The organism is Actinomadura sp. KC345 (assembly GCF_004348515.1).
Lineage (GTDB): Bacteria > Actinomycetota > Actinomycetes > Streptosporangiales > Streptosporangiaceae > Spirillospora.
The window spans coordinates 1-25094 of sequence record NZ_SMKH01000098.1 but is presented as its reverse complement, the minus strand read 5'-3'; the positions used below and the strand labels follow the sequence as shown (position 1 = coordinate 25094).

Here is a 25094-nt window from a genome sequence, read left to right as displayed (position 1 = left end):
GGGTTCGGGGGTCCGGGGCTCGGCGGGCTTCGTCCCCGCCACGGGTTCCGCGGCCGTTCCGACTTCGAGTGCCGCTCGCAGGTCGGCCGTCGTGTACGGGTCGACCGCCGTATGCGAATCGTCCTGGGCACCACCGGCGCCTGCGGCGGAACCATTGGCGGCGGGGGTCGAGCCACCGGCGACCGGATTGGGCCCAGAGAGCGCGTTGGGGTCGACCGTTCCGTACGGGTTGGAAACGTCCTGCTCGGCGGGCGGTGTCGCGTCCGGAGCTCCGTGCAGGCGGGGAATGACGGACGAGTCCAGGAGGACTTCGCTCGGCAGGCCCCAGTTGATCGCGAGGCGCCATGCGGGATCCGGCCAGCCGGAGGCCAGCTGCGCGAACGAGGTGCGCCGGTAGAGGCCGGGTTGCCTGTCACCGGTATGGGCCAGGGCGCCGGGTGAGGTGAACACCGTGACGTAGGTGTCTCTGCCGACGGTGATGGTGGGGAACTCGGCGCGGTCGGGATCCTCCACGGCGGGCGCGCTCGCCGGGACCACCAGGTCGGCGTCCGCCAGAAGCCGGAAGTACGTGGTGTTGTCGCCGTTGGCCTTGGCCTCGGTCAGGCGGGGTTCGAGATCGGCGGCCACGGGGGACGGGCGGTGCGGCGGCGTCCCGCTCCCGGCCGGGTCCGCGAGCGGTCCCGGGGCCTCGCCCGGCGCGCCACGGCGCTTGTTGACCCGCGACGGGTCGGCGACCTCGATGCCGAAGCCGGACAGCTCGATGAGGCCGGTGCCGTGCCGGTGGAACGACTCGTACACCAGATCCGACGGCCGCCGCACGCCCTGGACGTCGCGCAGCGCGGTGACCATCACGTCGGCCAGCCGGGAGAAGTCGCCGTCGGTCACCGCCTGCATCCCGCCGGGCACGCCGAACTCCGGCAGCTCCGTCCACCAGTTGCGCGGGGCCGGATCGGCGGGCGGGCGCCAGCCCGCATCGCTCATGACCTCCTCGTCGGCCAGCGTGAGCAGCAGCGGCCCTTCGAGGAAGTTGTTGCTGACGGCCTCGGCGTAGAGCCGGTCGGGCTCACGCATGGCCTGGACGTAGTGGCGGCTCTCATCGCGCTCACGCACGATGAGGATCGTGTCCCGTTCGAGCCCGGCCAGCTCACGTCCCAGCCGCCGGGCGAACTCGGACCACTCCAACAAGATCACTCCCTACGACCGGGGGCCGGTCTCCGGGCCCCGCGAGACCATGCCCGAGACCGATGATTGTCGCCGGGGACGCCGCGCGCAAACCGGGAGTTCACTCGGGTGGGGGTTCGTGACGAAGCACACGCAGGGCCTCCAGGAGGGCCTCTGGATCGTCCCCGGAACGATCGAGAATGTCGATGAGTCTATGCAGGATCTCGTGGCGTTCGTAGCCGACGTCGAGCAGTGATTGGGCGGTCTCCCAGAGCTGCGGGGGCTCACCGTCCCACAGCCGCTCGGTGAGGCGTTCGTGTGCCTCGATGTGCTCCTCGTCGGCCCCTGGATGCTCGAACTCCAGGATGACGCGGCGGTCGTCGGGGTCGGCCGGGTTCAAGGCCGACAGGTCGACGAAGCCGTGGCGTCCGGACCGCCGGTGGGTGCCCGACAGGAACGGCAGGGCGAACGCCCGGCGGGGCAGGGCCTCCAGGTCGCCGTCGGGCAGCAGCCGGTCGACCAGCTCGCGGTCGAGGCCGAATGCGGACGGGTCGCGGTAAGCCTCGGCGAACTTCGCGGTGGCGTCCCAGAGGGCGTCCAGGGTCGCCCTGACGCCTTCCTCGGGGAGCCCCGTGCGCTTGCCCGCCCACCGCACCCACGCGGCGAGCACGTGGGGGACGGCCTCCTGCTCCGTGGGGGACAGCAGAACCTTCCGCGGAAGCCAGTCGAGCAGGAACATCTCGCACTTGACCGGGCTGACGCGCAGCGGCCGGCCGAAGTCGTGCGTGCAGCCGTAGTCGATGATCCGGTCGACGCACCGGCTGGCGGCCGAGCGGTCCGACAGCTCCTCCGCCTCGTCCGAGGCGAGGAACCGGGCCGCGATCGTCGCCCGCCTGTCCGGCCCGTACACCGGCGGCTGGGGAAGCCGCCCGCCCGGGGGGAGGATGCCCACCCGCGCACGGACGAAGGCGTGGTACGAGCCGAAGTTCTCGTTCACCGGCGGCGCGTCGGTGCCGTCCGTCAGGTCCAGGGCGCTCTGCAGCAGCGCCTTGGTGTCGCGCGGGTCGAGCTGTTCGAACCGCATGAGCGGGTTGTCGCGGCCTTCGCCGCGGCAGTGGTCGAGGAGCTTGTCGACCCGGGACGAGACCCACGCGTCCCTGACCATCCCGCTCGTCGGCGGGTGCCCGGCGCGCGCGGCGGGGGCGAACGGGCCGACCGCGGGCTGGACGGCCCCGGCCTTGTTGCGGTCGACCAGGATCACCAGGGCGTGCCGCTCGGCCCCGCCGTAGCTGTAGGTGCAGACGACCGAGTCCTGGTCGCCGAAGACGTCTCTGGACACGTAGCAGCCCTCTGGGGCGACCATTCCCACGCGATCGGCCCATCCCGGCCTGGCGACCCCGTTCCCCATCAGCCGGAGCGCCGCCCGCTCGGCCTTGGCCGCCTGCCGCGCGGTCCCCATGTAGGCGATGCCGGTGAGCAGCGCCAGCGCGGCCGGGGTTCCGGCGGATCCGGCGTAGTCGATGAGGGCCTCGCCGATGACCTCCTCGACGTCGCCGTCCGGGACCCGGTGCCCCCACCAGGCGCCGAGGATCTCGCTGACGATGAGCTCGGCGTCCAGGGGGCTGCGCACCGCCAGCAGTTCGCGGGCGTGCTGCAGCATTCCGTCGAAAATCGCCGAGACCTCGTCCGGGGGATTGGATCCCTCCCGGCCCGGGTCCCCGGAGGAGCGGTGGCGGCTGCGGGGACTCACGCTTCTAGCCTCTCAGATCCGGCGCGGCCGATGTCCCGGAGACGCCCGAAGACGAGGGTCAGCCGTCCACCCCTTCCGCCGGAGCGCGCCCGGAGGGCGGCTCCGATTTCAGGATTCCGGTCAGGTGCTCGCGCGCCATCCGCTCGACTCTGGCGGGGGTGGCGTCGAGACCCAGGTGGGCCATGCGCGCCTGGACGTCGGCCACGCACCGGTACACCGCATCCAGGGGGAACGTCGCGAACTCGTCGCAAAGCCGTTGTGTGAGCGTGTTGCGAGTCTTGCTCCGGTGATCGGCCAATGCAGGCATCTGCGAACACCTCCGCGCACGGGTTCCGGCGGACGGGGACGCCGCCGGCCGAGGCGGAGCGTGGACGGACCGGCCCGGGCTTGAGAGCCTCCGTCCGAACCCAGCCTCGATGTCCCATTCCAGCGCTTTTGGGGGGAGAGTCAAGACATACCGGGGCGTCGTTTCGCAAATTCTGAGCCGCCTTCTCCGGAGTCCTCGCCCGGGAGGCCGTCCACCGCCCTGACCTCCGCGTTGCGCGTTTCGCCGGACGATCTACGGCCGGCGGGGCGTGACCGCCGCCAGGCGTCCGCCCAGCCCGCGTGGTGGCGTTCCGCCCAGTCGAGGTCGACCCGTCCCGTCAGCATGCCCTGGAGCGCGCCGCGGTCCCGGAACGCCTGCCACAGGTGCCCCGCCGTCACCACGACGACGACGAGGAAGAGCCAGTCGTGGACGAATGTCGCGCCCGTCCGCCAGCGGTCCGGCCAGGGGCCGGGGAAGGTCATGATCTCGCCGGTGCCGAGCATGATGAGGATCGCGCCCGCGGTGAACGCCGCGTTCAGCTTCTGTCCCGCGTTGAACTTGCCGACGGGGAAGATCCCGCGCCCACGGTCTACGACCCGGCGGTTGCCGTTCTTGAGCCACGCCCAGTCGTGCGGGGCGAATCTGTTCAGCCGCCGGAGATCGGCCCTGAAAGCACGAGACACCAGACCCAGCACGATCGGGACGGGCAGCGCGAACCCGCACCACACGTGGACGGTCTTGACCGTCTCCCGGTAGCCGACCAGCGTCGCCAGCATGGGCAGGTACAACAGCGCCGCGGTCACCAGGCAGATCAGCATCAGCAGCGCGGTCACATGGTGGATCGAACGCTCGGCCCGGGTGAAGCGCTCCAGCCAGACCGGCCCGGATGGCACGACAGGGTCGTGCACGGGCGCGTCATGTTGGGGCGGCGTCTCATGTTGGGGCATCGTCACGCCCGTTCGACCGCCCGACCCAGGCGTGCACGTCGTATCCGCGGTTCTCCCAGTAGCCGGGGACGAGCTCCTCGGTGAGGTTTATGCCGCCGAGCCATTTCAACGACTTGTAGCCGTACATGGGCGCCACGTAAAGCCGCGTCGGCCCGCCGTGATCGTGCGTGACCGGCCTGCCTTCCATCTGCGTCGCGACAAGGACGTCCCGGCGGCGTGCCTGTTCCAGGGTCAGCGACTCCGTGTAGACCTCGTCGAACGACGTGAACGTCACGGCACGCGCCTTGGGCGACACTCCGACCGCGTCCAGCAGGTCGGGCAGCGCAACCCCGACCCACTCCACGTCGGGCACCCGCCAGCCGGTGACGCACTGGAAGTCCCGCTCCAGCCTTGTTTGCGGAAGCCGTGCCAGATCAGCCATGGCGAAGGCCTGGGGCTTGTCGACGAGACCGCCGACGGTCACGCGATGAGTGGCGGCGTCGCGCCGCTTCACGCTCCCGGTGACGGAGTAGTACCGAAAACCCCCCGCGGCCGGCAGGACGTCGCCGACCGGCCCCACCGGCGCCAGAGCGCGACTCACCCTGTCCTGTACGGACGCTCCCACGGCGACCCCCGCCACGCCGAGGCCGAGCATCCCGAGCACCACCCGCCGCCCTACGGGACTGCCCTCTTCTCGCTCCTCTTCGTTCACGCCCTCATTCGAACACCGCGGCATCGGCCCCGCCAGGGTTCGCCCACTCACGTAAGACTTCGGACAGATTCGGGCCGGCCTTAAGCTGGGGCCCATGGCCACGAAGGTTCACCTCGCACAGCGTCCGGAAGCCAACGAGCTGCTCGGACGCAGCCCGCTGGCCGCCCTGGTGGGCATGCTTCTCGACCAGCAGATTCCGATGGAGTGGGCGTTCTCCGGCCCCTACACCATCGCCCAGCGGCTCGGCACCGACGACCTGGACGCGCACGAGATCGCCGCGCACGACCCCGAGCGGTTCGCGGCGCTGCTGTCGGAGAAGCCGGCCGTCCACCGCTACCCGGGGTCGATGGCCAAGCGGGTGCAGCAGCTGTGCCAGTTCCTCGTGGACAACTACGACGGGGACGCCGAGAAGGTATGGCAGGGCGTGGACACCGGAAAGGACGTGTTCAAGCGCCTGAACGGCCTCCCAGGGTTCGGCAAGCAGAAGGCGCAGATCTTCCTTGCGCTCCTGGGCAAGCAGTACGGCGTCCGGCCAGAGGGCTGGCGCGAGGCGGCCGGTGCCTACGGCGAGGAAGGCTCCCACCGCTCGGTGGCCGACATCACCGGCCCCGAGTCCCTGGCCCAGGTCCGGGCCTTCAAGCAGGAGCAGAAGGCCGCCGCCAAGGCCGCCAAGTGAGAACGCCGCCAAGTGAGAACGCCGCCAAGTGAGAACGTCGAAGTCGAATAGGAACACGCCGAAACCGCGCCAACTCGCCGAATGTGCCGGGTTGACGCCGCGTGACGCCCCGGCGTCGTAGCATCTCCTACTCGCCGTCCGGGCGGACCGCCTCCCGCGGCCTCCGGGACGATGTCCGAATCCGACGGGTTCGTCTGGGACCGAAGGGAACGAGGATGTTCATCAGGGGTTCCGTACTCGGCGAACCATCGGGATGATGAATACCTGACTCCGACCGGTGTTGTGATGGAGGTGGGGGCGCTAGCCTGCTCCCATTCACTCATAGTGATGAAAACTTGCCGCGCGGTACGGGACCCTCTGGGGCGGAGGTGTTGTCCATGAGCACCGAGACGTCCGTTCCGCATCCTCGCGTCTCAGGGGTGGAGGGGCAGCCCATGGATGCGTCCGACGCCGCGCTGTACGCGACCTTGCTGACGGAAGCGCCCGGCGGGCTGGCGTTCTTCGATCGTGATCTGCGGTGCCGCAGGGCCAACGACGCGCTCGCGGCGCTTCTGGGCGTCCCTGTGCGCGAACTGCAGAAGCGCAGACCTGCCGAGGTGCTGCCCGAGGCGCTGGCGACGGCGTTCGAGGCGGCCCTGCGGAAGGTGATCGCCGAGGACCGCCCGCTGACCGACTTCGATCTCGTCGTACCGGCCGGTGAGCCGCCCGGTGCATCCGACGCCCCGGACGCGTCCGGGGACGCCGCAGGGGTGGCCACGGCGGTCGAGGAGCGGATTCTGGCCTGCACCTGGCTTCCCGCCAGGGGCGGCGAGGGCGAGCGGCCGGGCGTCGTCCTGACGGCGCTGGACGTGACCGAGCGGCGCAGGGCCGAGGAGGTCATCCGCCGCAAGGAGCAGCGCTACCGCTCGCTCGTGGAGGCCAGCGCCCAGGTGGTGTGGGTCGCGGCCCCGGCGGGCGGCGTGATCGACGACGCGCCCGAATGGCGCGCGATCACCGGCCAGACGCCGGACGACTACGCGGTCGGCGGCTGGCTGTCGGTCGTCCACCCCGAGGACCGGCCCCGCATCGAGGCCGCCTGGCAGGACTGCGTCGAGGAGAACCGGGTCTTCGAGACCAACTACAGGATCCGCACCAAGAGCGGCACGTACCGGCACTTCGACGTGAGGGCCGTGCCGATCTGGCAGGGCGACGCGGTCATCGAGTGGGTCGGCGCCAACACCGACGTCACCGGGCAGCGCGAGGCAGAGGAGATGCGCGGGCGGCTGACCGAGCAGCTGTCGGCGGCGGCGCTGCGGACGGCGCGCCTCCAGCAGGCCACATCGATGCTCGCCGAGGCCCTGACCGTCTCCCAGGTCGTCCAGGTCATCACCGAGGTGGGGCGGTCGGCCATCGGCGCCGACTACTCGGCGGTGGCGCTGCTGGACGACGACAAGCTGCGCCTCAGCATCGTGGCGCCGTCCCAGCCGGGCGCCGAAGGCGAGAGCGGTCCCGTCTCCCGGGACGATATCAAGGTCAGTGACCAAACCGTGATGTCGGTGGCGGTGCGCGAGAGCCGGCCGTTCCTGGCCGAGCATCCCGACAGCCTGCGCCTGCAGCTCGGCCACGGTGAGAGGGACCTGTTCGCCCAGCACACCGAAGAGCGCGCCTGGGTGGGCCTCCCGCTCCTGGCGGCAGGGGCCCCCATCGGCGCGCTCCGCTTCTCGTTCACCCGTCCCAGGGAGATCACCGAGGAGGAGCGGGTCTTCCTGGAGGCGCTCGCCGGCCAGTGCGCCCTGGCGGTCGAACGCGCGCTGCTGTTCGAGCGCGAGCACCGGACCGCCGAGGAGCTCCAGCGCAGCCTCCTGCCGAGCGATCTACCGCAGCTGCCCGGGATGGTGCTGGCGGCCCGCTACAACCCGGCGACCCGCCACGTCCAGGTCGGCGGCGACTGGTACGACGTGTTCCGCCTGGCCGACGACCGGCTCGCCGTCGCCGTCGGTGACGTCATGGGCAAGGGCGTCCTGGCCGCGGCCGGAATGGGACGCGTCCGCAACGCCCTGCGCGCCCTCGCGCTGAACGATCCGCGTCCTGCCGCCGTCCTGGCCGGCCTTGACCGGCTGTTCAGCGCCACCGAGGACGAGGAGCAGTTCACCACGGTCGCGTACGCGGTCATCGACCCCGAGACCGGGAAGGGCGCCTTCAGCAACGCGGGGCACCCGCCGCCCCTGCTGATCTCGCCGGACACGCCCGCGCGCGTCAGCACGCGGGAGCCCGGGACTCCCCTCGGATGGCCGAGTCAGCGCCAGCAGACAAGTTTTTCCATCGATACCGGCAACACTGTGGTGTTCTATTCCGATGGACTGGTGGAGAACCGTAGGCGTGGGGTGGACGCCGGGCTGGAAGAGCTTGTCGCCGTGGCGGCGGACGCCCCACCTGAAGTGGTAGGAGATCCCGAAAGACTCGTCGACTTCCTGGTCGATCGGATGCTTGCCGGGTATGAGCAGGTAGACGATGTGACCGTGCTTGCCCTGCACGTCCCGCCCAAACCCGACTGAAGGCCGCCGGAGCCCGCGCGAAGACGGCCTGGTACGTACGAAGGACCGTCCCGCGCCCTCTAAGGTGGAGAGTTACCGGGTAGGACTTCACAGGCGGAACGCGCAGCAGTGCCAGAATGCTTGACCCAGAGATAGCGGGTACGCTGCGGTCCCGCACCGGGAGGTCCTCTGTGTGTGGTCCCACCCAGTGTGAGGCCGGGCCCGTCAGGGCACTTGGGTCAACCAAGCCACACGTTCGTTCGAGAGGTATTTGTGTCGCCTGCTAGCTCGACCTCGAAAGCGTCAGATCTGCACGATCACGTCATCGCGCAACTGATCGAGCGTGGACGGTCCCAGGGTTACCTCGAAGCCGACGACGTACGACGTACGTTCGAGGAGGCCGACATCCCCGTGTCGAAGGCCTCCAGCATTCTGCGGAGCCTCAGCAAGGAGGGTGTGACCGTCATGGTGAGCGCTGCCGACTCCGCGGCGCCCAAGCGTCCGCGCAAGCGCGGGACGCCTCCGGCGCGCAGGCCCAGGACCGCCGCGGCGGCCAAGGAGCAGCCCGACACGGTGACCGCCGTCGTCGGCGACGACGCGGAGCCCGAGGAGGCCGCCGCCGAGCAGCGCCCGGAGGCCGTCCCCGCGCCGAAGCCCGCGCCGCCGAAGAAGGCCGCGCCCGCCAAGGGCGCCAGGTCCAAGAAGGGCGCCCCGGCCAAGAAGGGCGCCGTGCAGGCGGCCGAGGCCGCGCCCGTCAAGCCCGTCAAGAAGGTCGACGACCCCGAGGCCGAGGTCGACGACGAGAGCGACGTCGAGCTCGACGACCTGACCGTGCTGGACGTCGAACTCGCCGACGAGGCCGCCGCCGAGCCCGAGGAGGCGCCCGAGATCGAGGACGACGAGGCCCAGAGCGCGCCCGCGGCCAAGGTCGTCCCCGCGGGCAAGCAGGCCGCCGAGGGCACCCCCGCCTCCGAGGAGGAGGGGTTCACGCTCGGCGACGACGACGAGGACGCGCCCGCCCAGCAGATCGCGGCCGCCGGCGCCACCGCCGACCCGGTCAAGGACTACCTCAAGCAGATCGGCAAGGTCCCCCTGCTGAACGCCGAGCAGGAGGTGGAGCTCGCCAAGCGCATCGAGGCCGGGCTCTTCGCCGAGGAGCGCCTCGCCGCCGACGGTCCCGCGATGTCCGAGGAGGACAACGAGGACTTCGAGTGGATCGCCGAAGACGGCCGCCGCGCGAAGAACCACCTGCTGGAGGCGAACCTGCGGCTGGTGGTGTCGCTGGCCAAGCGCTACACCGGGCGCGGCATGCTGTTCCTGGACCTGATCCAGGAGGGGAACCTGGGCCTGATCCGCGCGGTCGAGAAGTTCGACTACACCAAGGGCTACAAGTTCTCCACGTACGCCACCTGGTGGATCAGGCAGGCCATAACTCGCGCGATGGCCGACCAGGCCCGCACCATCCGTATACCGGTGCACATGGTCGAGGTCATCAACAAGCTGGCGCGCGTGCAGCGGCAGATGCTCCAGGACCTGGGCCGCGAGCCCACCCCGGAGGAGCTGGCCAAGGAACTCGACATGACCCCGGAGAAGGTCGTCGAGGTCCAGAAGTACGGGCGCGAGCCCATCTCGCTGCACACCCCGCTCGGCGAGGACGGCGACAGCGAGTTCGGTGACCTCATCGAGGACTCCGAGGCCATCGTCCCGGCGGACGCGGTCAGCTTCACGCTTCTGCAGGAGCAGCTCCACTCCGTCCTGGACACGCTCAGCGAGCGCGAGGCGGGCGTGGTGTCGATGCGGTTCGGCCTCACCGACGGCCAGCCGAAGACCCTGGACGAGATCGGCAAGGTCTACGGGGTGACCCGCGAGCGCATCCGGCAGATAGAGTCCAAGACCATGTCGAAGCTGCGCCACCCGTCGCGGTCCCAGGTGCTGCGCGACTACCTGGACTGATCGGTACCTCCGCCCACCGGAGGTCGAGCTACGGGAACAGGGCCCCGCCCGCGCGGCGGGGCCCTGTCCTCTGCCTGGACGGCGTTCGCTCGCCCGGACGAGTTGCGGGCCGTGCGCTGTCAGTCGCGTGCGCTGTCAGTCGTGCAGGATGACGTCGAGGTTCGTCCCGTTCAGCTCCACGGAGTGGCCGAGGCCGGCGACGGCCTTGAGGAGCTCCTCCGGAGTACGCGGTGCCGCACCGGCCTTGAGCAGGTCATGCGCGATCTGCCCGCGGGTCGCCTTGGCCATGTGGCTCACCACCGTCCGCTTGGCGGCGCCGCCTGCGAGCCGCTCCCGGAACACCCGCACGGCCACGGCCGGCCGGGGCGCCTTCCAGGCGGACGCGTACGGCCCGGAGCGCATGTCGACGATCAGGTCGTCGTCCAGCCGCAGGGCGTCGCGCATCGCGGGCCGCCACAACGCCCCCAGACGGCCCTCGGGCGGCAGCGACACGGACATGGCCAGCCGGTAGGGCGGGACGCGGTCGGTGAGCCGCAGCGCGCCCCACAGGCCCGAGAAGACGATGACCTGCTCGGCGGCGGCCACCGGTTCGAGGTCGGCGAGGTTCAGGTTGTCGTAGAGGACGCCGGTGTAGAGCCGCGCGACCGGCAGCGTGGGCGCCGTGGAGATCGCCTTGTTCCGGGCCAGCGCGTCCTCGGCCTGTCCTGCCGGAAGGCCGAGGACGTCCGGTGCGTCGTCGCGGCGGCACACCTCGCTCAGTGCCGCCAGGACGCGCTCGCGTACCGGGGTGAGTCCGGGGAAGCTGAGCGAGGCCGGACGGAGGGGAGGACCGTCTCCGTCGGCGGCCTTCTTCTCTGACGGCGGCAGCAGGATGTGCACGATCCTCCGAACGGCGGTCGACCGCGAGACGCGGTGCTGGGTGATGACACGGATGCTGGGTGATGACACGGTGCGTGAAGAATGTCACTCACAGGCGCCCATCAGGGTGAAATGGTGATACGCGCCATCGGTCGAATACCGAGAGTGATTATATGACCACGCAACGCAGTGACGTCGTCCATGTCCAATTGGCTCCACAGTGGAGCCGAAGGGCTGGAATGTGAACGGCGGCCACCGTCTCCGGTGGCCGCCGTTCTACGCTCCTGCTATATGGGGATCTACCGCTCGTCGGTCGGAGCGGTCGCCGGGGTTTCGGTGAGCCGGTCGGTCTCGTCCTGAATGTCGGCCCCATTGGAACGGAGCGCCTCTGAGTACTTGCGCCCGTGGTGGGCGCAGAACAGAAGGTCGCCGCCGCCTACAAGGACAGCACGGACGTAGGCCTGAGCGCCGCAGCGGTCGCATCGGTCGGCGACGGTCAGCGGCTTGGTTGGGGCAAGGGCTCCAGTCACGGCACCTTCCTCATGCTCGGGGTCGGTACTTAGGACAACATCTAACCCGACGCTGACGTTCCCAACCTGGTTCTTCGTACGCCCACAGCAGAATGGCCCAATTAGTGACCGAGGTCACATCAGGCGGCGTCCCATCGGAACAGCCGAAGGGCGAGCAACGCGCCGGCGGCGGCGACGCCCAGCAGAATGCCCATCTCGGCGAGTACGGACCCCGGGCCTAGGCCGCGGCTCATCACATTGAGCATCCCCTCGTTCAGGTATCGCAGCGGGAAGATGTACGAAACCGTCTGCATCCAGCCCGGTGTCTCCTCCAGCGGGAAGAACGAGCCGCCCAGGAACGCCATGGGCAGGACGATCAGCTGGGTCACGGCGTTGGCGGTCTCCTGCGTTCTGGCCCAAGCGCCGATGAGCATCCCTATCGAGAGGAAGGAGAGGACGCCCGCCACCAACAGCGGGATGGCCATCCACCAGGCGCCCTCCAGTTGGAGTCCGAACATCGGAAGCCGCGCCACGAGCACGAACAGTGCGAACTGGGCGAGAGCGATGGCGACGCTGACCGCGACGCGTGCGGCGAACACGGTGGGGATGGGGGCGGGAGAGAGCCGGAGGCGGCGCAGGATGCCCTTGGTCCGCCACGTCACGAGCGTCTGGGAGGCGCCGAACACGGCCGCCGACGCCAGCGCCCAGCCCAGCAGTCCGGGGGTGAAGAACTGGATGGCCTTGAGCGAGTCGTCCTCCACCCGCTGCGCGGCCAGCGAGTAGGCGGGCGGTCTGCCGGAGTCGGCCTGGTTCGCAGCCTGGACGACCGAGTTCATCAGCCCGCGCACCGTCCCCGACTTCACCTGGTCGGCGGCTGAGTAGTGGACGATCAGCCGGCCGCCGCGCTGCTCGACGGCACCGTCCACGTCGCCCTTCTCCACCTGCTGCAGAGCGTCGGCGCGGCCGGACGCCTCGGCGACCGTCATGACCTTGCCGAGTTCGCCGCCGCCCTGGGCGACGGCCTGCTCCAGCACCGGCACCTGGCCGATCTTCAGCACGTCCACTTTGGACGTCGTCTGCTCATTGAAGACGCCGCCGAAGATGACCAGGAACATCAGGGGGAACAGGACGGTGAAGAACAGCGCGGCCCTGTCCCGCTGGAAACCCAGGTACATGGCCCGGGACAAGCTCTTGAAGCTCTCGTACGTGCTCATGCCCTGTACTCCCGCCCAGTGACTTCGAGGAAGACGTCCTCCAGCGTCGCGCCGCGGATCTGGACCCCGTCGAGCGCCGCCTTGGCCGCCATGGCCGCGACCACCGCCGATGGGTCGCGGGTGGAGATGGTCAGCGAGACATCGTCGTCCGCGGCCTCGTCCACCCCCGGTAGGAGCAGCGCGTCCTCCACCGCGAGGACGCCGCTGGCCACGCTGATCCTGGCCGGGGCGTCGAGGCCGCGCACCAGTACGGCCGGCGGGCCGAGCTCCAGGATCCGGCCGGCGTCCATGATGGCGACGCGGTCGCAGAGAGCTTCCGCCTCGTCCATGTAGTGCGTCGTCAGGACGATCGTGCGGCCCTGCCCGCTGATCTCCCGCAGGACGTCCCACAGGTTGCGGCGGGCCTGCGGGTCCAGGGCGGCGGTCGGCTCGTCCAGGAAGACGAGTTCCGGGTCGTGGACGAGCGCGCAGGCGATGGACAGGCGTTGCGCCTGGCCGCCTGACAGCTTCTCGACCCGGACGCCGGCCTTGTCGTCCAGCCCGACCAGCTCCAGCATCGCGTCGGCCTTCTTCGCGGGGACGCCGTAGAGCGAGCCGAACGTCCGCAGTTGCTCGCGCGCGGTCAGCCGCTCGAAGAACGCCGATGCCTGCAACTGGACGCCGATCCGGGGCAGCAGCCTGGAGTTCCGCGGCCACGGCGACATCCCGAGAACAGTCACATCCCCCTCGTCGGCCTCCCTCAGCCCTTCGATGATCTCCAGTGCCGTCGTCTTGCCGGCGCCGTTCGGGCCGAGGATTCCGAAGAACTCTCCCTCCTCGACTCCGAACGTCACACCGTCGACCGCGCGCACGTCGCCATAGCGCTTCCGCAGGCCCCTGACCTCGATCGTTTGCGTCATGCGGAGCACGATAGGCAGAGCTCAGGTGGCGCACACCCACCCAAAGGTGGACGTCCGGGTCCAGAAGTCGGAGCCGCGGTGGCCCGGAGGCGGGTAGCCTGGCCAACCGTCCAGGGCCGCCGCGCAGACGTGCCGGAACGTACGCGGCGGCGAGCCTGCCGGTGGATTGTCGGCGGCCGGGGGTACCCTTCTGCCGACCGTCCTACCCCCGAGGAGCACACGCACGTTGACCGCCGCGACCGCCGAAGCGACCACCGAAGACCCGCACGGCTACTCCGCCCGGCACCTATCGGTGCTGGAGGGCCTGGAGGCCGTGCGCAAGCGACCCGGGATGTACGTCGGCTCGACCGACAGCCGGGGCCTCGCACACTGCCTGTGGGAGATCGTCGACAACTGCGTCGACGAGGCCCTCGCCGGATACTGCTCCCACATCAGCGTGACGCTGCACGCCGACGGGTCCTTCGAGGTGGCCGACAACGGCCGCGGTATCCCGGTCGACCTGGAGCCCAAGACCGGACTTCCCGGCGTCGAGCTGGTCATGACCCGGCTGCACGCGGGCGGCAAGTTCGGCGGTGTGTCCTACACGGCGTCCGGTGGCCTGCACGGTGTCGGCGCGTCCGTCGTGAACGCGCTGTCCGCCCGCCTGGACGTGGAGGTCGACCGCGACGGGCACACCCACGCGATCAGCTTCCGGCGCGGGCTGCCCGGCGAGTTCGCCGACGACGGGCGCCCGAACGCCCGGTTCAAGAAGAAGTCCGGCGTGCGGCAGGTCCGCAAGGTCGCCAAGAAGGTCACCGGCACCCGTGTCCGCTTCTGGCCCGACCTGCAGATCTTCCTGAAGGACGCCACGGTCGAGCAGTCCCTCGTCCTGGACCGGATGCGCCAGACCGCGTTCCTCATCCCCGGCCTCACCATCGACGTCCGCGACGAGCGCGGCGAGGAGATCCTCGACGAGACGTTCCGGTTCGACGGCGGCATCGGCGAGTTCTGCACCTACCTCGCCAAGGACGCGCCGATCGTCGAGGTCCTGCGGCTGCGCGGCCGCGGCCACTTCACCGAGACCGTGCCCGTCCTGGACGACCAGGGCCACCTGACCCCCACCGACGTGGAGCGCGACCTCGAGGTGGACATCGCGCTGCGCTGGGGCAGCGGCTACGACACGGTCACCAAGTCGTTCGTCAACGTGATCGCCACCCCCAAGGGCGGCACCCACGTTCGCGGCTTCGACCGCGCCGTGCTGAAGGTCGTCAACGAGCAGCTCCGCGCGACCAGGCTGCTGAAGAACGGCGACGAGGACGTCCTCAAGGAGGACGTCCTGGAAGGCCTCACCGCCGTGGTGACCGTCCGGCTGCCCGAGCCGCAGTTCGAGGGGCAGACCAAGGAGGTCCTCGGCACCTCCGCCGCGACCCGGATCGTCTCCCAGGTCGTCACGCGCGAGCTGCGCCAGATCTTCGAGAACCCGCCGCGCGGGCAGAAGCAGCCACTGCGGGCCGTCCTCGAGAAGGTCGTCGGCGCCGCCAAGACCCGCATCGCCGCCCGTACCCAGCGCGACAACCAGCGCCGCAAGAACGCGCTGGAGAACTCCGCGCTTCCGGCCAAGCTCGTCGACTGCCGCACCGCCGACGACCGCAGCGAGCTGTTCATCGTCGAGGGAGACTCGGCGCTCGGCACCGCCAAGCTGGCCCGCAACTCCGAGTTCCAGGCGCTGCTGCCGATCCGCGGCAAGATCCTCAACGTGCAGAAGGCGTCGGTCGCGGACGTGCTGAAGAACGCCGAATGCGCCGCGATCATCCAGGTGATCGGGGCCGGTTCCGGCCGCACCTTCGACATCGATGCGTCCCGCTACGGGCGGATCATCCTGATGGCCGACGCCGACGTCGACGGCTCGCACATCCGCACTCTGCTGCTCACCCTGCTGTACCGGTACATGCGGCCGATGCTGGAGGAGGGACGCGTCTACGCCGCGGTCCCGCCGCTGCATCGCATCGAGCTGACGAGGCCGAAGAAGGGGCAGGACAAGTACGTCTACTGCTACAGCGACGGCGAGCTCACCCGGAAGCTGGTGGAGTTCGAGCGCAAGGGGCAGGGCTGGAAGGAGCCCGTCCAGCGGTACAAGGGCCTCGGTGAGATGGACGCCGACCAGCTCGCGGAGACCACGATGGACCCGCGGCACCGCATCCTGCGCCGGATCCGCATCGAGGACGCCGAGGAGGCGGCCAAGATCTTCGAGCTGCTGATGGGCAGCGACGTGGGCCCGCGCCGCGCGTTCATCACCGCCGGCGCCTCCGAACTCGACGCCGAGCGCATCGACGTGTAGCCACCGGGCCCGTGGCACGCCCTCTCCACCCGGCGGTGGAGAAGGCGAACTCCAGCCGGGAGCCGATCCGCGCGAGGCCGCGACCGTTTACTCTCGGCGCCATGGACATGCCGGACAAGGCGCCGCCTCCGGTCGCCGTGCTCACGCCGGCCCGCAGGCGTGAAGCGCGTGCCCGCCCCGGCGGACGCGACCGGACGGAGCCGTTCATCGGTCGCCGGGTGCGGCGGGACGGTGGGCTCGGGCCTGCGGGCGCGGCGCCGTGAAGTGCGGCCGGTGGTCCCGCGCGGAGCGGATCGCCAGGATCGTCGTGGTCGGCGGCCTGGTGGCCGGGGGCCTGCTCGCCTACGTGCGCAAGCTGGCCGCGTCGGAGGAGCCGCCGGCGCTGTACGGGCTCGGTCTGGTCATCGCCGCACTGAACGTTCTCATGATCCTCCTCCTGGCCGTGGGCATGCGCCTCTCCCGGGCGGAGGATGCCCGATGGCGCCCGGCGTCGATCCTGGCGACGGCCGGCGCCGTGGCGGCCTCGCTGGCGTTCTACGGCATCGAGCCCGAGTTCGGCGCGAGCCTCATCGTCGCCATGATCGCGCTTTGGGTCCTGGTCTCCCAGCTACCGCTGATCTGGGGTTTCGCCGCGGGCGCCGTGACGATCGGCGCGGCGGCCGGCATCGGCCGGCTGTTCCGGGACGAGGGCGCCGACCTCGGGGTGCTGGTCGCGGCGATGGGCATCACCCTGGGGGCCATCGCGAGCCGCCAGGGCATGGCCGCGCAGGAGGCGGCCCGCCGCGCGGAGGCCGCGAACGCCGTGCTCGCCGAACGGTCGCACCTCGCCCGGGAGATCCACGACATCCTGGCCCATTCGCTGTCGGCGCAGGTCGTCCACCTGGAGGGGGCGCGGCTGCTGCTGTCCCGGGACGGCGACCGCGTGCAGGCCCTGGACCGGGTGGAGCGGGCGCGGAACCTGGCCCGCTCGGGCCTGGAGGAGACCAGGCGGGCGCTGGCCACCCTGCGCGGCGAGATCCCGCAGCCCACGGAGGTCATCGCCGAACTCGCCGAGGAGTTCCACGCGAGTACCGGCCGGTCCTGTGACGTGCACGTGACGGGCGAACCACGCGACCTCCCGCCGCAGGCGGGCCTGACCGTCGTCCGCACCGCGCAGGAGGCGCTCACCAACATCCGCAAACACGCCCCCGGCGCACGCGCACACGTGACCCTGCGTTACCTCGGCGACAAGGTGGAACTCGAAGTGACCGATACCGGCGGCACAGAGCCCGTCGTCGAACTGGACGGCGGCGGGTACGGGCTGGTGGGGATGCGGGAGCGCGCCGAGCTGATCGATGGGACTCTGGTGACCGGGCCGGACGGCAAGGGTTTCCGTGTGTCCCTCAGAGTGCCGGTGTGATGGAGGACGGGACGCGGTGACCGAGAAGACGAGGATCCTGGTCGTCGACGACCAGACCGTGGTGCGCGAGGGGCTGGTCCTGCTGCTCGAACTGCTGCCCGGCCTCGACGTGGCCGGGTCGTGCGGTGACGGCGAGCGGGCCGTGGCGATGGTCGCGGAACTGGGCCCGGACGTCGTCCTGATGGACCTGCGTATGCCGCGGGTGGACGGCGTGGAGGCGACCCGCCGGATCAAGCAGGCACACCCGGAGGTGGAGGTGGTCGTCCTCACCACCTACGCCGACGACGAGTCGATCTTCGCCGCGCTGCGCGCCGGGGCACGCGGCTACCTCACCAAGGACGCCGGCGCGGACGAGATCGCCCGCGCCGTCGAGGCCGTCCGCGGGGGAGCGGCGGGTCTCGACCCCGCCATCCAGCGTCGGCTCGTCGATGCGGTCGCCGCCGAGGAACCGCAACACCGGCCGGGCCCCGGCGCCCCGGCCGGTGCGCCGAAGGGCGTCCCACCCGACGGCCTGACCCGCCGGGAGGCGGAGGTGCTCGCGCTGATCGCTCAGGGACGCTCCAACTCCGAGATCGCGGGAGACCTGTTCATCTCCGAGGCGACGGTCAAGACCCATATCAACAACCTGTTCGCCAAGGCGAACCTCCGCGACCGGGCCCAGGCCGTCAGTTACGCCTTCAGGCACGGCCTGACCGACTGATCGTCGGGTCAGCGCGCGGCAAGACCCCGTCCGACCTCCTCGAAGCCCTGGGGCCTTCGCCGAACGCGGCCTGCAACCGGGGCGAACGTACAGGTGACCGCCGTCCCGCGCCCCCGCGAGGGGCGAAAACCTTTGGTGTAGCCCAGCCGGTGTGATTCAGCCGGTGTGATTCCGGCGGTGTGATTCCGGCGGTGTGATTCAGGCGGTGTGATTCAGCCGGTGTGATTTCGCGGAGCCTCCGGGATCGACCGGAACGCGAGTGCTCTGTGCCGTCGGAGGGTCGGGTCTCAGCGGTGGGGGTGCAGTGGTGGCTGCTGAGGGTTGGGCAGCGGCGAACCCCCCGGGTAGACGGGTTGGGGCGGTGCCGCCACGGCTTGGGATTGCCCGTTCGATCTGCCCACCTGGAAGCCGACGGCCCCCACCATGAGCGCGAGCCCCGAGATCGCGACGACCACTCCCGCGGTTTGGATTCCCTGTGCGTCAAGGCTGCACTGTGCGGTGACCTGCCTGTCGCCGGGGCCTGGACAGTGGCCAACGCCATTCGCTGTCGTAATCACCCCGGCTGGGAGACAGATAAGGCCCATCAGAAAGAACAAGATGAACGCAGGATGCATTCTGACAGATCTCATGGCTGGCGAGTGTAGCGAAGCCTTTTAGCAGATGATGGCCGCTCGTCCACGCACTGTGGTGGTGATGAGGTGCTGGAACGATCCATCTGTGAATCGGTGGACGTGAAGTGGTCGCGGCATCCGGTGGATCGCCGCGAGAGCCGGTCACACCGGCTCGTTTCCGGGCTTCCACTTGATCCCGCAGCCGAGGCTGGGGGTATGCGGCTCGGGGACGTTCTCGCCGGCGAGCACCAGGTCCACGGCCGCCCTCAGGGAGCTTCCATCGGACGGCACGTCGTTCCTGGGGCGCGCCCCGTCGAACTAGCCGCGGTAGGCGAGCTTGCGTTCCCGGTCGTACAGGAAGAAGTCCGGCGTGCAGGCGGCGTTGAAGCCCCGGGCGGTCTTCTGGGACTCGTCCACCAGATAGGGAAACCCGAACCCGGCCCGATCCGCCTGCTCCCGCAGATGATCGGCGCCGTCGTCCGGGTAGTTCGCGGTGTCGTTGCTGCACACGGCGGCGGTGGCGAGCCCCTTGCCCGCATACTCCGAGGTGAGGGCGCCGATCGCGGACTCGATGCGCCGTACGTACGGGCAGTGGTTGGACATGAAGACCACGAGCAGAGCGGACGCTTCCGCGAAGTCCCGGTCCGACACGGTCTCACCCCCGATGGAGGGGAGCGTGAAGGAGGGAACGGGGGTACCGAGCGAAACCATGAATGATGCGATCGCCATCCGTCCATCATCACGCACCTGGACACCAAGCGATCGCTTGCTAGTCTGCGTCCATGCCGACCCAGGACCACATGAAGCAGACGCTCCAAGCCTACGTCGACGCCTTCAACGCCGGTGACCCGAAGGCCATCGTCGCCCTCTACACCGACGACGCGGTCATCGAGGACCCGGTCGGCAACCCGCCGATCGCGGGCGGCGCCGCGATCGAGGAGTTCTACACGAACGCCATCGCCGGCGGAGCCAAGCTCACCCTCGACGGCCCCATCCGCGGTTCCCACGGCGACCGGGCCGCGATGGCCTTCACCGTCGACGTCCCCGGTATGAAGATCCGCGCCATCGACGTGATGACCTTCGACGCCGACGGCAAGATCGTCCGAATGGACGCCCACTGGGGCCCGGACGACATCGAGACGTAGGAGTTCCCGCTCACCGGGACGGCGCGGTGCCGGTGCCGCGCGGGTCCTGCACAGTCGTGGCGGAGAGCCGACTCCTGAGCCGAAGGGACCGCAGCGTGGCTGACTGGAGTCATCGGTACGCGAAGATCAACGGCCTGGACGTCCACTACGTGGAGGAGGGGGAAGGGCCGCCGGTCGTCCTCCTTCACGGATTCCCCCACACCTGGTTCAGTTGGCGCCACCAGATCGGCCCCCTCGCCGAAGCGGGCTTCCGCGTCGTGGCCCCCGACATGCGCGGCATGGGCGAGACCACCGGCCCGGACGACCACCGCGAGTACGGCGTGGACCGGATCGTGGGCGACCTCGTCGGCCTGCTCGACCACCTCGACGCGGAGAAGGCGGTCTTCAGCGGATTGGACTTCGGCCTTTTCTCGGCCTACGACCTCGCCTACCACCACCCGGAACGCGTGGCGGCGGTCATCGCCCTGGAGAATCCGTTCTTCACTCCGAGCAGGGAATCTCCGCTGACGCTGGCCGCCCGCCAGGCCGAGAAGCACTTCAACCACATCCATTACTTCAGCGAACCCGGTTCCGCCGACCGCGACCTGGCCGCCGCCCCCCGCGAGTTCCTGCGCAAGGTGTTCTACGCCCTCTCCAGCGACTACCACTACCTGGACGTCTGGAAGCAGCCTCCGGGCACGACCTATATCGACGCTCTGCCGGAGACGCCGCCCCTTCCATGGAATTGGCTGACCGAGACCGAACTGGAATTCTATGTGTCCAGTTACAGTCGCAGCGGCTTCACAGGCGGGCTGAACTGGTACCGGGCCATGGACCTCTCCTGGGAGTACCGCAAGTCGTACGGTGAAAGGAAGAATCCCGCGCCGTACTACTTCATCGGCAGCGAACAGGACGCCGACCTGGAGGGCTGGCACGGCTCCGACCCGCTGAGCAGGCTGGAGAGGCACCACGCCGACGTGCGCGACGTCCGGATGCTCAAGGACGCCGGTCACATGATGCAGATGGAGAAGCCCGCCGAGACCACGGCGGTGATGCTCGAATTTCTCGGAGAGTGCACATGGGCCTGACCGCAGACCGGGTGGCGGTGGTCACCGGCGCCAGCCGCGGCGCCGGAAAGGGCATCGCCTTGGCCTTGGGCGAGGCCGGGACGACGGTCTACGTGACCGGACGCACAGGCTCCACGGGTTCGAGTGCCCTTCCGGGCACGGTGTTCGAAACCGCCGAAGAGATCGACAAGCGCGGCGGCACCGGAATCCCGGTGATATGCGACCACTCGCAGGACGACCAGGTCGAAGCCCTGTTCAAGCAGGTGGAACGTGAGCACGGCTCGCTGGACGTCCTCGTGAACAACGCGTTCACGATTCCCCCCGACCTGCCCAAGAAGGGCCCCTTCTGGGAAAAGTCGCTGGGCCTCCAGGACATGTTCGACGTGGGAATGCGCTCCGCCTACGTGGCCAGCTACTATGCGGCGCCCCTGCTCATCAGGAACAACGCCGGTTTGGTCGTCAACACGTCCTCCTTCGGAGGCCAGTGCTACATGCACGGTCCCGCTTATGGCGCGGGGAAGGCGGCCGTGGACAAGATGGCCCACGACATGGCGGTGGATTTCAAGCCCTACAACGTCGCCGTGGTCTCGCTGTGGATGGGCATACTGAGAACCGAGCGGACCAAGGCCCTGTTCGAGGGAGCCCCCGACCGCTACAAGTCCTTCGCCGCCGGCGCGGAGTCCCCGGTGTTCAGCGGGCGCCTCATCGACGCCCTCGCCCGCGACCCGGACCTCATGGAGCGAAGCGGCCAGGTCCTCATCGGAGCCGAACTGGGCGAAGAACTGAACGTCCTCGACATCGACGGCACCCGCCCCCAATCCCACCGCGAGGCACTGGGCGCCCCACCCGTTTTCAACAAGGCCATCGTTCAATAGCCGCTGTCGGCTGCACCGTCGAGCGGAGTCACCGTTCAGCCGCCGTTCGGGGGAGGTTGGCGGGCCGGGAAAGCTGTTGACTTTCCCTGCGGTACCACCGCCGACCTTTGGAGCTTTGATGCCTGTCTGCCTGATGGCTGTTTCGTTTCTCGGGGGCCGCTTGTGACCGCGGCTGGCTCGGGAACCGGTGCCTCGACCTTGGTGGGCAAGGCGGCGGCGGTGCGTCGCTCGCATGGGCGGCAGGCGGACGGGGTGCCCCCCGTTCAAGCGTAGGTGTGCTCGGGTGCCGGGAAGGCGCCGGTGACGACGTCCTCGGCGTAGGCGCGCGCGACGTCGCCGAGGCTCTGGCGGATGTCGCCGTACCGCTTCACGAAGCGCGGCGCGCGTCCCTCGGTCATCCCGGCGGCGTCGGTCCACACCAGCACCTGGGCGTCGCAGTCCGGACCCGCGCCGATGCCGACCGTGGGAATGTCCAGGTCAGCGGTGACCTCGGCGGCCAGCGCTCCCGGTACCGCCTCCAGGACGACCGCGAACGCGCCGGCCTTCCGCACCGCACGGGCGTCCTGGAGCAGTTGCCGGGCCGCGGTCTCGCCGCGTCCCTGGACCCGGTGCCCGAGCGTGTTCACCGACTGGGGCGTCAGCCCTATGTGCGCCATGACGGGAATGCCCGCGCCCACCATCAGCTCGATCTGCGGCGCACTGCGCTCCCCGCCCTCCAGCTTGACCGCGCCGACCCCGGCCTCCTTGACGAGGCGCATCGCGCTGCGCAGCGCCTGGCCCGGGTCCCGCTGGTAGCTGCCGAACGGCAGGTCACCGACGATCAGAGCGCGCCTGGTACCGCGCACGACGGCCGACGCGAGGAAGACGACCTCCTCCAGGGTGACCGGGACGGTCGAGTCGTATCCCAGATGGTTGTCGCCCATCGTGTCGCCGACGAGGATCACGGGGATCCCGGCCTGGTCGAAGACCGACGCGGTCATCGCGTCGTAGGCGGTGAGCATGGCCCACTTCTCGCCCCGCCACTTGGCTGCGGCGATGTCCCGGACCGTTACCCGGGGAGCGGGCGCTCCCGAGTAGGCGGGCTCCTGTTCGGGCGTTGCCGATTCGGGGGCAGGCCAAAGAGACGTCATGACGACTCCGTTCATCATCTCGAGGCGCCCTGGCGGCGTCCCCGGACTCCCGATCATCGTGACACGGCCCCGGGGACCTGTACACCACGCACTCTCGGCCGGATCATGCGCGCCCGCCGCAACCGTGCGACGACGAGCGGCGACCGACACCTGGATCAGAGCTTCCCCGCCATCAGAACGGTGCGGTGGCCGCCCAGCCGTCGGCCGACCTCGGCGATGAAGTCCTGCTTCAGCGGCGGCCAGTTCCAGAACGTGAAGCCGAGGTGGCCCAAGGCGAAGTAGTCGTCCGCCCAGCGCCAGGCGGTGGGCTCCACCGGCTGGTCGCAGGACGGGCACGCGATGACGCCGTCGTATCCTTCCGGCCAATCCGTCAGAACCTCTCTGAACGGGGCCCACGCCTCGTCGATCAGTTCCCAGCCGTCGTCGACGAGACGGATCTCCCCCATGCAGTGCGGGCAGGTCACCGCCTCCACATCGCCCTGCCCCGCGTCGAAGATCCTGCGTCCCACGCTGATGTCCAGGCCGTTGGTCCACAGGCTCTGCCACCCGTCGTCCGATGACGGATCCTCCAGCGCCTGCCCGACAGCGGGCCCCGGCGGATGGCCGACCTCGATTCCCAGGACGCAGTCCGTGCGTTCGGCCAGGACGACCCCTACGGATATCAGCCAGTCCCGCACGCCGTTCGCGAGGCGGTCCGCGTCCTCCGCTCCCGCCTCGACATCGACGATCGTCTGAAACCAGTCGCCCATTGCCGCCCTACCTCCGCAGGGAGCGACCGTTGCCGCCCGCTCCATGGTTGATCATCATCGGGGTCGACGAGGATAGCCGATATGAGCCGGAACCATCGGTCGGCGCCCTCGGGGCGCGGTGGCGGTGAGCGGGTCCCTTTGCATGCGGGGCCCAGCGTCGCCCCAAACCACAGCGCCGAGGCTTGCGCCGCGTGGGCTGCCGTGAGGCTTTGGACGAAACGGAGGGTGCCGCTCAGGGAAGGTCGTGGGCGCCCGTCCTGATGGCGTCGAGGAGTGTGGACCAGTCCCGCCGCGTGAAGGCCAGCACGGGGCCCTCCGGATCCTTCGAGTCCCGGACGGCGCAGTACCCGGTCACCCCGGCGACCTCGACGCAGTCCGCCCCCTGCGCTGAGCGGGAGCTCTTGTGCCATACGGGATGATCCTCGCTAGTGCTCATTCGCACCAATATGCCGATCTCGGTGTTGTCCTGCCAGTGCGGAGATCATGTCGAGTGAATCTTCGACGCCGAGAGCCGTCATCGCGAGCTGGTTGAACGCGAGCGAGTAGGTGTGGACTTGAGCGTCGTCCTCGACATAGAGGGCACTGGTCAGCCCGTCAAGATAGACGATGTCCGGCATATGGCGTTCAGGGAACTCCATGTGGACGAATGCGCCGGTGAGGGCCGGATGGGCCCCGGCGGCGAAGGGGAGCACCTGCAGCATCACGTTGGGGCGTTCGGCCAGCTTCAGCAGGTGGTCGCATTGCCGGGCCATGACCGCCGGACCGCCGATGGTGCGGCGAAGGGCCGCCTCGTCGATGATCGACCAAACGCGGAGCGGTTCGGTCTCCCGGGCGTCGAGGAGACCCTGCCGGGTCTGGCGGACCTCAACACGCCGGTCCACCTCAGATAGTGGGGCGAACTGCATCAATCCGACACGGATGATCTCATGGGCGTATTCCTCGGTCTGCAAGAGACCGTTGACCATGAGCGCGTTGTAGCAGCGGAGCGACCTCGCCTCGGCCTCGAGTTCGATGTAGGCGGTGTAGTCGGTGTGGATGGTATCGGCGTAGGCGTCCCACCAGCCGCGCTGGCGTGCCGATCGGGTCAGGGCGAGAAGCGCCTCCCGCCTCTCGGGGGTCACGTCGTAGACGTCGCATAGCTGGTTGACGTCCGTTGTCTTGATGCCTTGGGCCGCCGTCTCGATGCGGGAGAGCTTCGGGCTGGACCAGCGTCCCCTTCCCCGCCCTTGCAGTTCGGCGATCACCTGGTCGAGCCGGAGGGTCGATCTTTCGCGCAGGCGGCGCAGTTCGGCGGCGAGCTTGCGCTCGCGGATCGTGGGACGACGTTCAGGCATGTACCGAGTGTGCCGTGTCGGCCACGAGGCCAGCGGGTATTTCGTGAAGCTGGACAGGATTCTGCGATGGAATTTTCCACTTTCGCTTGCGACCGTCGCTCCTTGGGGCTCACTATGCGACGCGAGGACATCACTCAGGGTGTTTTCGTGATCACAGGTCGGAGGGTGGTGGACGTGGTGGTGAAGGCGTCGGGTGGTGCGGCGGAGGTGGTTCGGCGGGGTGGATGTGCGGGTTGGGTGCTGCCGCCGGACGCTCGGTGTGCCGGGGTGGCGCGGAAGGCCGTCCGGGACGCCTTCACCGCGCTGCTGC

At 69.6% G+C, this 25094-nt stretch carries 25 protein-coding genes; 10 read left to right on the top strand and 15 right to left on the bottom strand.

The genetic code is table 11. From position 1 onward, the window contains the following. The 5 genes from E1281_RS18135 to E1281_RS18115 form a co-directional block, all read right to left on the bottom strand. Positions 1-1185, bottom strand: a 1185-nt coding sequence (locus E1281_RS18135) for an SseB family protein (RefSeq protein ID WP_243717075.1), incomplete at its 3' end; no start/stop codon positions are given. A gap of 97 nt (positions 1186-1282) precedes the next feature. Continuing rightward, positions 1283-2821 (bottom strand): hypothetical protein, encoded by a 1539-nt coding sequence (locus tag E1281_RS18130; RefSeq protein ID WP_165958986.1) that lies wholly within the window; start codon positions 2819-2821, stop codon positions 1283-1285. A gap of 148 nt (positions 2822-2969) precedes the next feature. Beyond that, positions 2970-3218 carry a hypothetical protein gene (locus E1281_RS18125; RefSeq protein WP_131879691.1) on the bottom strand — a complete coding sequence of 83 codons (249 nt, stop codon included), beginning with the start codon at positions 3216-3218 and terminating at the stop codon, positions 2970-2972. Between the two features lie 140 nt (positions 3219-3358). Continuing rightward, positions 3359-4111, bottom strand: coding sequence for a cytochrome b/b6 domain-containing protein (locus E1281_RS18120; protein ID WP_207943338.1), 753 nt, complete (start codon positions 4109-4111; stop codon positions 3359-3361). 40 nt (positions 4112-4151) lie between these two features. After that, positions 4152-4856: a molybdopterin-dependent oxidoreductase gene (locus E1281_RS18115; protein WP_207943337.1), complete on the bottom strand. Its 705-nt coding sequence runs from the start codon at positions 4854-4856 to the stop codon at positions 4152-4154. Positions 4857-4950: 94 nt separating this feature from the next. Here E1281_RS18115 and E1281_RS18110 point away from each other — a divergent pair, with 94 nt between their 5' ends. The 3 genes from E1281_RS18110 to E1281_RS18100 all read left to right on the top strand — a co-directional run bounded on the left by E1281_RS18110 (position 4951) and on the right by E1281_RS18100 (position 9998). Further along, positions 4951-5532 (top strand): HhH-GPD-type base excision DNA repair protein, encoded by a 582-nt coding sequence (locus E1281_RS18110; protein ID WP_131879687.1) that lies wholly within the window; start codon positions 4951-4953, stop codon positions 5530-5532. 377 nt (positions 5533-5909) lie between these two features. Then, positions 5910-8066 (top strand): SpoIIE family protein phosphatase, encoded by a 2157-nt coding sequence (locus tag E1281_RS18105; RefSeq protein WP_131879685.1) that lies wholly within the window; start codon positions 5910-5912, stop codon positions 8064-8066. Positions 8067-8318: 252 nt separating this feature from the next. Next, positions 8319-9998 carry an RNA polymerase sigma factor gene (locus tag E1281_RS18100; RefSeq protein WP_131879683.1) on the top strand — a complete coding sequence of 560 codons (1680 nt, stop codon included), beginning with the start codon at positions 8319-8321 and terminating at the stop codon, positions 9996-9998. A 135-nt stretch (positions 9999-10133) separates the two neighbouring features. On the opposite strand, the gene E1281_RS18095 is transcribed toward E1281_RS18100, so the two are convergent. From E1281_RS18095 to E1281_RS18080, 4 genes are all read right to left on the bottom strand, one after another. Next, on the bottom strand, positions 10134-10877 hold the full coding sequence (locus E1281_RS18095; RefSeq protein ID WP_131879695.1) for a peroxide stress protein YaaA: 744 nt from the start codon (positions 10875-10877) through the stop codon (positions 10134-10136). A gap of 278 nt (positions 10878-11155) precedes the next feature. Next, complete coding sequence (locus E1281_RS41925) at positions 11156-11386, bottom strand: hypothetical protein (RefSeq protein WP_131879681.1); 231 nt, start codon at positions 11384-11386, stop codon at positions 11156-11158. Between the two features lie 119 nt (positions 11387-11505). Beyond that, complete coding sequence (locus tag E1281_RS18085) at positions 11506-12579, bottom strand: ABC transporter permease (protein ID WP_131879679.1); 1074 nt, start codon at positions 12577-12579, stop codon at positions 11506-11508. Next, entirely contained in the window at positions 12576-13478 is a 903-nt protein-coding gene (locus E1281_RS18080) for an ABC transporter ATP-binding protein (protein ID WP_131879677.1), read from the bottom strand. Before E1281_RS18080 ends, E1281_RS18085 begins: the two co-directional genes overlap by 4 nt. Positions 13479-13704: 226 nt before the next feature. Between E1281_RS18080 and E1281_RS18075 the strand changes: the two genes are divergently transcribed. The 4 genes from E1281_RS18075 to E1281_RS18065 all read left to right on the top strand — a co-directional run bounded on the left by E1281_RS18075 (position 13705) and on the right by E1281_RS18065 (position 17894). Next, on the top strand, positions 13705-15795 hold the full coding sequence (locus E1281_RS18075) for a DNA topoisomerase IV subunit B (RefSeq protein WP_131879675.1): 2091 nt from the start codon (positions 13705-13707) through the stop codon (positions 15793-15795). A gap of 101 nt (positions 15796-15896) precedes the next feature. Beyond that, complete coding sequence (locus E1281_RS40330) at positions 15897-16058, top strand: hypothetical protein (RefSeq protein WP_165958985.1); 162 nt, start codon at positions 15897-15899, stop codon at positions 16056-16058. Next, a complete protein-coding gene (locus E1281_RS18070; RefSeq protein ID WP_131879673.1) occupies positions 16055-17194 on the top strand; it encodes a sensor histidine kinase in 1140 nt (379 codons plus the stop codon). The genes E1281_RS40330 and E1281_RS18070 overlap by 4 nt, the downstream gene beginning before the upstream one ends. A gap of 16 nt (positions 17195-17210) precedes the next feature. Then, positions 17211-17894, top strand: coding sequence for a response regulator transcription factor (locus E1281_RS18065; protein ID WP_131879672.1), 684 nt, complete (start codon positions 17211-17213; stop codon positions 17892-17894). A 773-nt stretch (positions 17895-18667) separates the two neighbouring features. On the opposite strand, the gene E1281_RS42595 is transcribed toward E1281_RS18065, so the two are convergent. Together E1281_RS42595 and E1281_RS18060 are read right to left on the bottom strand one after the other, a co-directional pair. Continuing rightward, entirely contained in the window at positions 18668-18796 is a 129-nt protein-coding gene (locus tag E1281_RS42595; RefSeq protein WP_279433623.1) for a hypothetical protein, read from the bottom strand. A 27-nt stretch (positions 18797-18823) separates the two neighbouring features. Next, positions 18824-19234, bottom strand: a complete 411-nt coding sequence (locus E1281_RS18060; protein ID WP_243717073.1) for a thioredoxin family protein — start codon at positions 19232-19234, stop codon at positions 18824-18826. Between the two features lie 53 nt (positions 19235-19287). On the opposite strand from E1281_RS18060, the gene E1281_RS18055 reads away from it, so the two are divergent. The 3 genes from E1281_RS18055 (at position 19288) to E1281_RS18045 (ending at position 21571) form a co-directional block, all read left to right on the top strand. Next, positions 19288-19650, top strand: coding sequence for a nuclear transport factor 2 family protein (locus E1281_RS18055; RefSeq protein WP_131879670.1), 363 nt, complete (start codon positions 19288-19290; stop codon positions 19648-19650). Positions 19651-19745: 95 nt separating this feature from the next. After that, entirely contained in the window at positions 19746-20717 is a 972-nt protein-coding gene (locus E1281_RS18050) for an alpha/beta hydrolase (protein ID WP_131879668.1), read from the top strand. Next, on the top strand, positions 20708-21571 hold the full coding sequence (locus tag E1281_RS18045) for an SDR family NAD(P)-dependent oxidoreductase (protein WP_131879665.1): 864 nt from the start codon (positions 20708-20710) through the stop codon (positions 21569-21571). The genes E1281_RS18050 and E1281_RS18045 overlap by 10 nt, the downstream gene beginning before the upstream one ends. 263 nt (positions 21572-21834) lie before the next feature. Here the strand turns inward: E1281_RS18045 and panB are convergent, their stop codons facing one another. The 4 genes from panB to E1281_RS18025 form a co-directional block, all read right to left on the bottom strand. Further along, entirely contained in the window at positions 21835-22701 is an 867-nt protein-coding gene (panB, locus tag E1281_RS18040; protein ID WP_131879663.1) for a 3-methyl-2-oxobutanoate hydroxymethyltransferase, read from the bottom strand. 155 nt (positions 22702-22856) lie between these two features. Next, positions 22857-23450, bottom strand: coding sequence for a hypothetical protein (locus tag E1281_RS18035; RefSeq protein WP_131879661.1), 594 nt, complete (start codon positions 23448-23450; stop codon positions 22857-22859). Positions 23451-23682: 232 nt separating this feature from the next. Then, the gene (locus E1281_RS18030; RefSeq protein ID WP_131879659.1) at positions 23683-23886 is read right to left on the bottom strand and encodes a DUF397 domain-containing protein; all 204 of its coding nucleotides are present in this window, start codon (positions 23884-23886) and stop codon (positions 23683-23685) included. Next, on the bottom strand, positions 23876-24784 hold the full coding sequence (locus E1281_RS18025) for a helix-turn-helix transcriptional regulator (protein ID WP_131879657.1): 909 nt from the start codon (positions 24782-24784) through the stop codon (positions 23876-23878). The genes E1281_RS18030 and E1281_RS18025 overlap by 11 nt, the downstream gene beginning before the upstream one ends. Between the last annotated feature and the right edge of the window lie 310 nt (positions 24785-25094).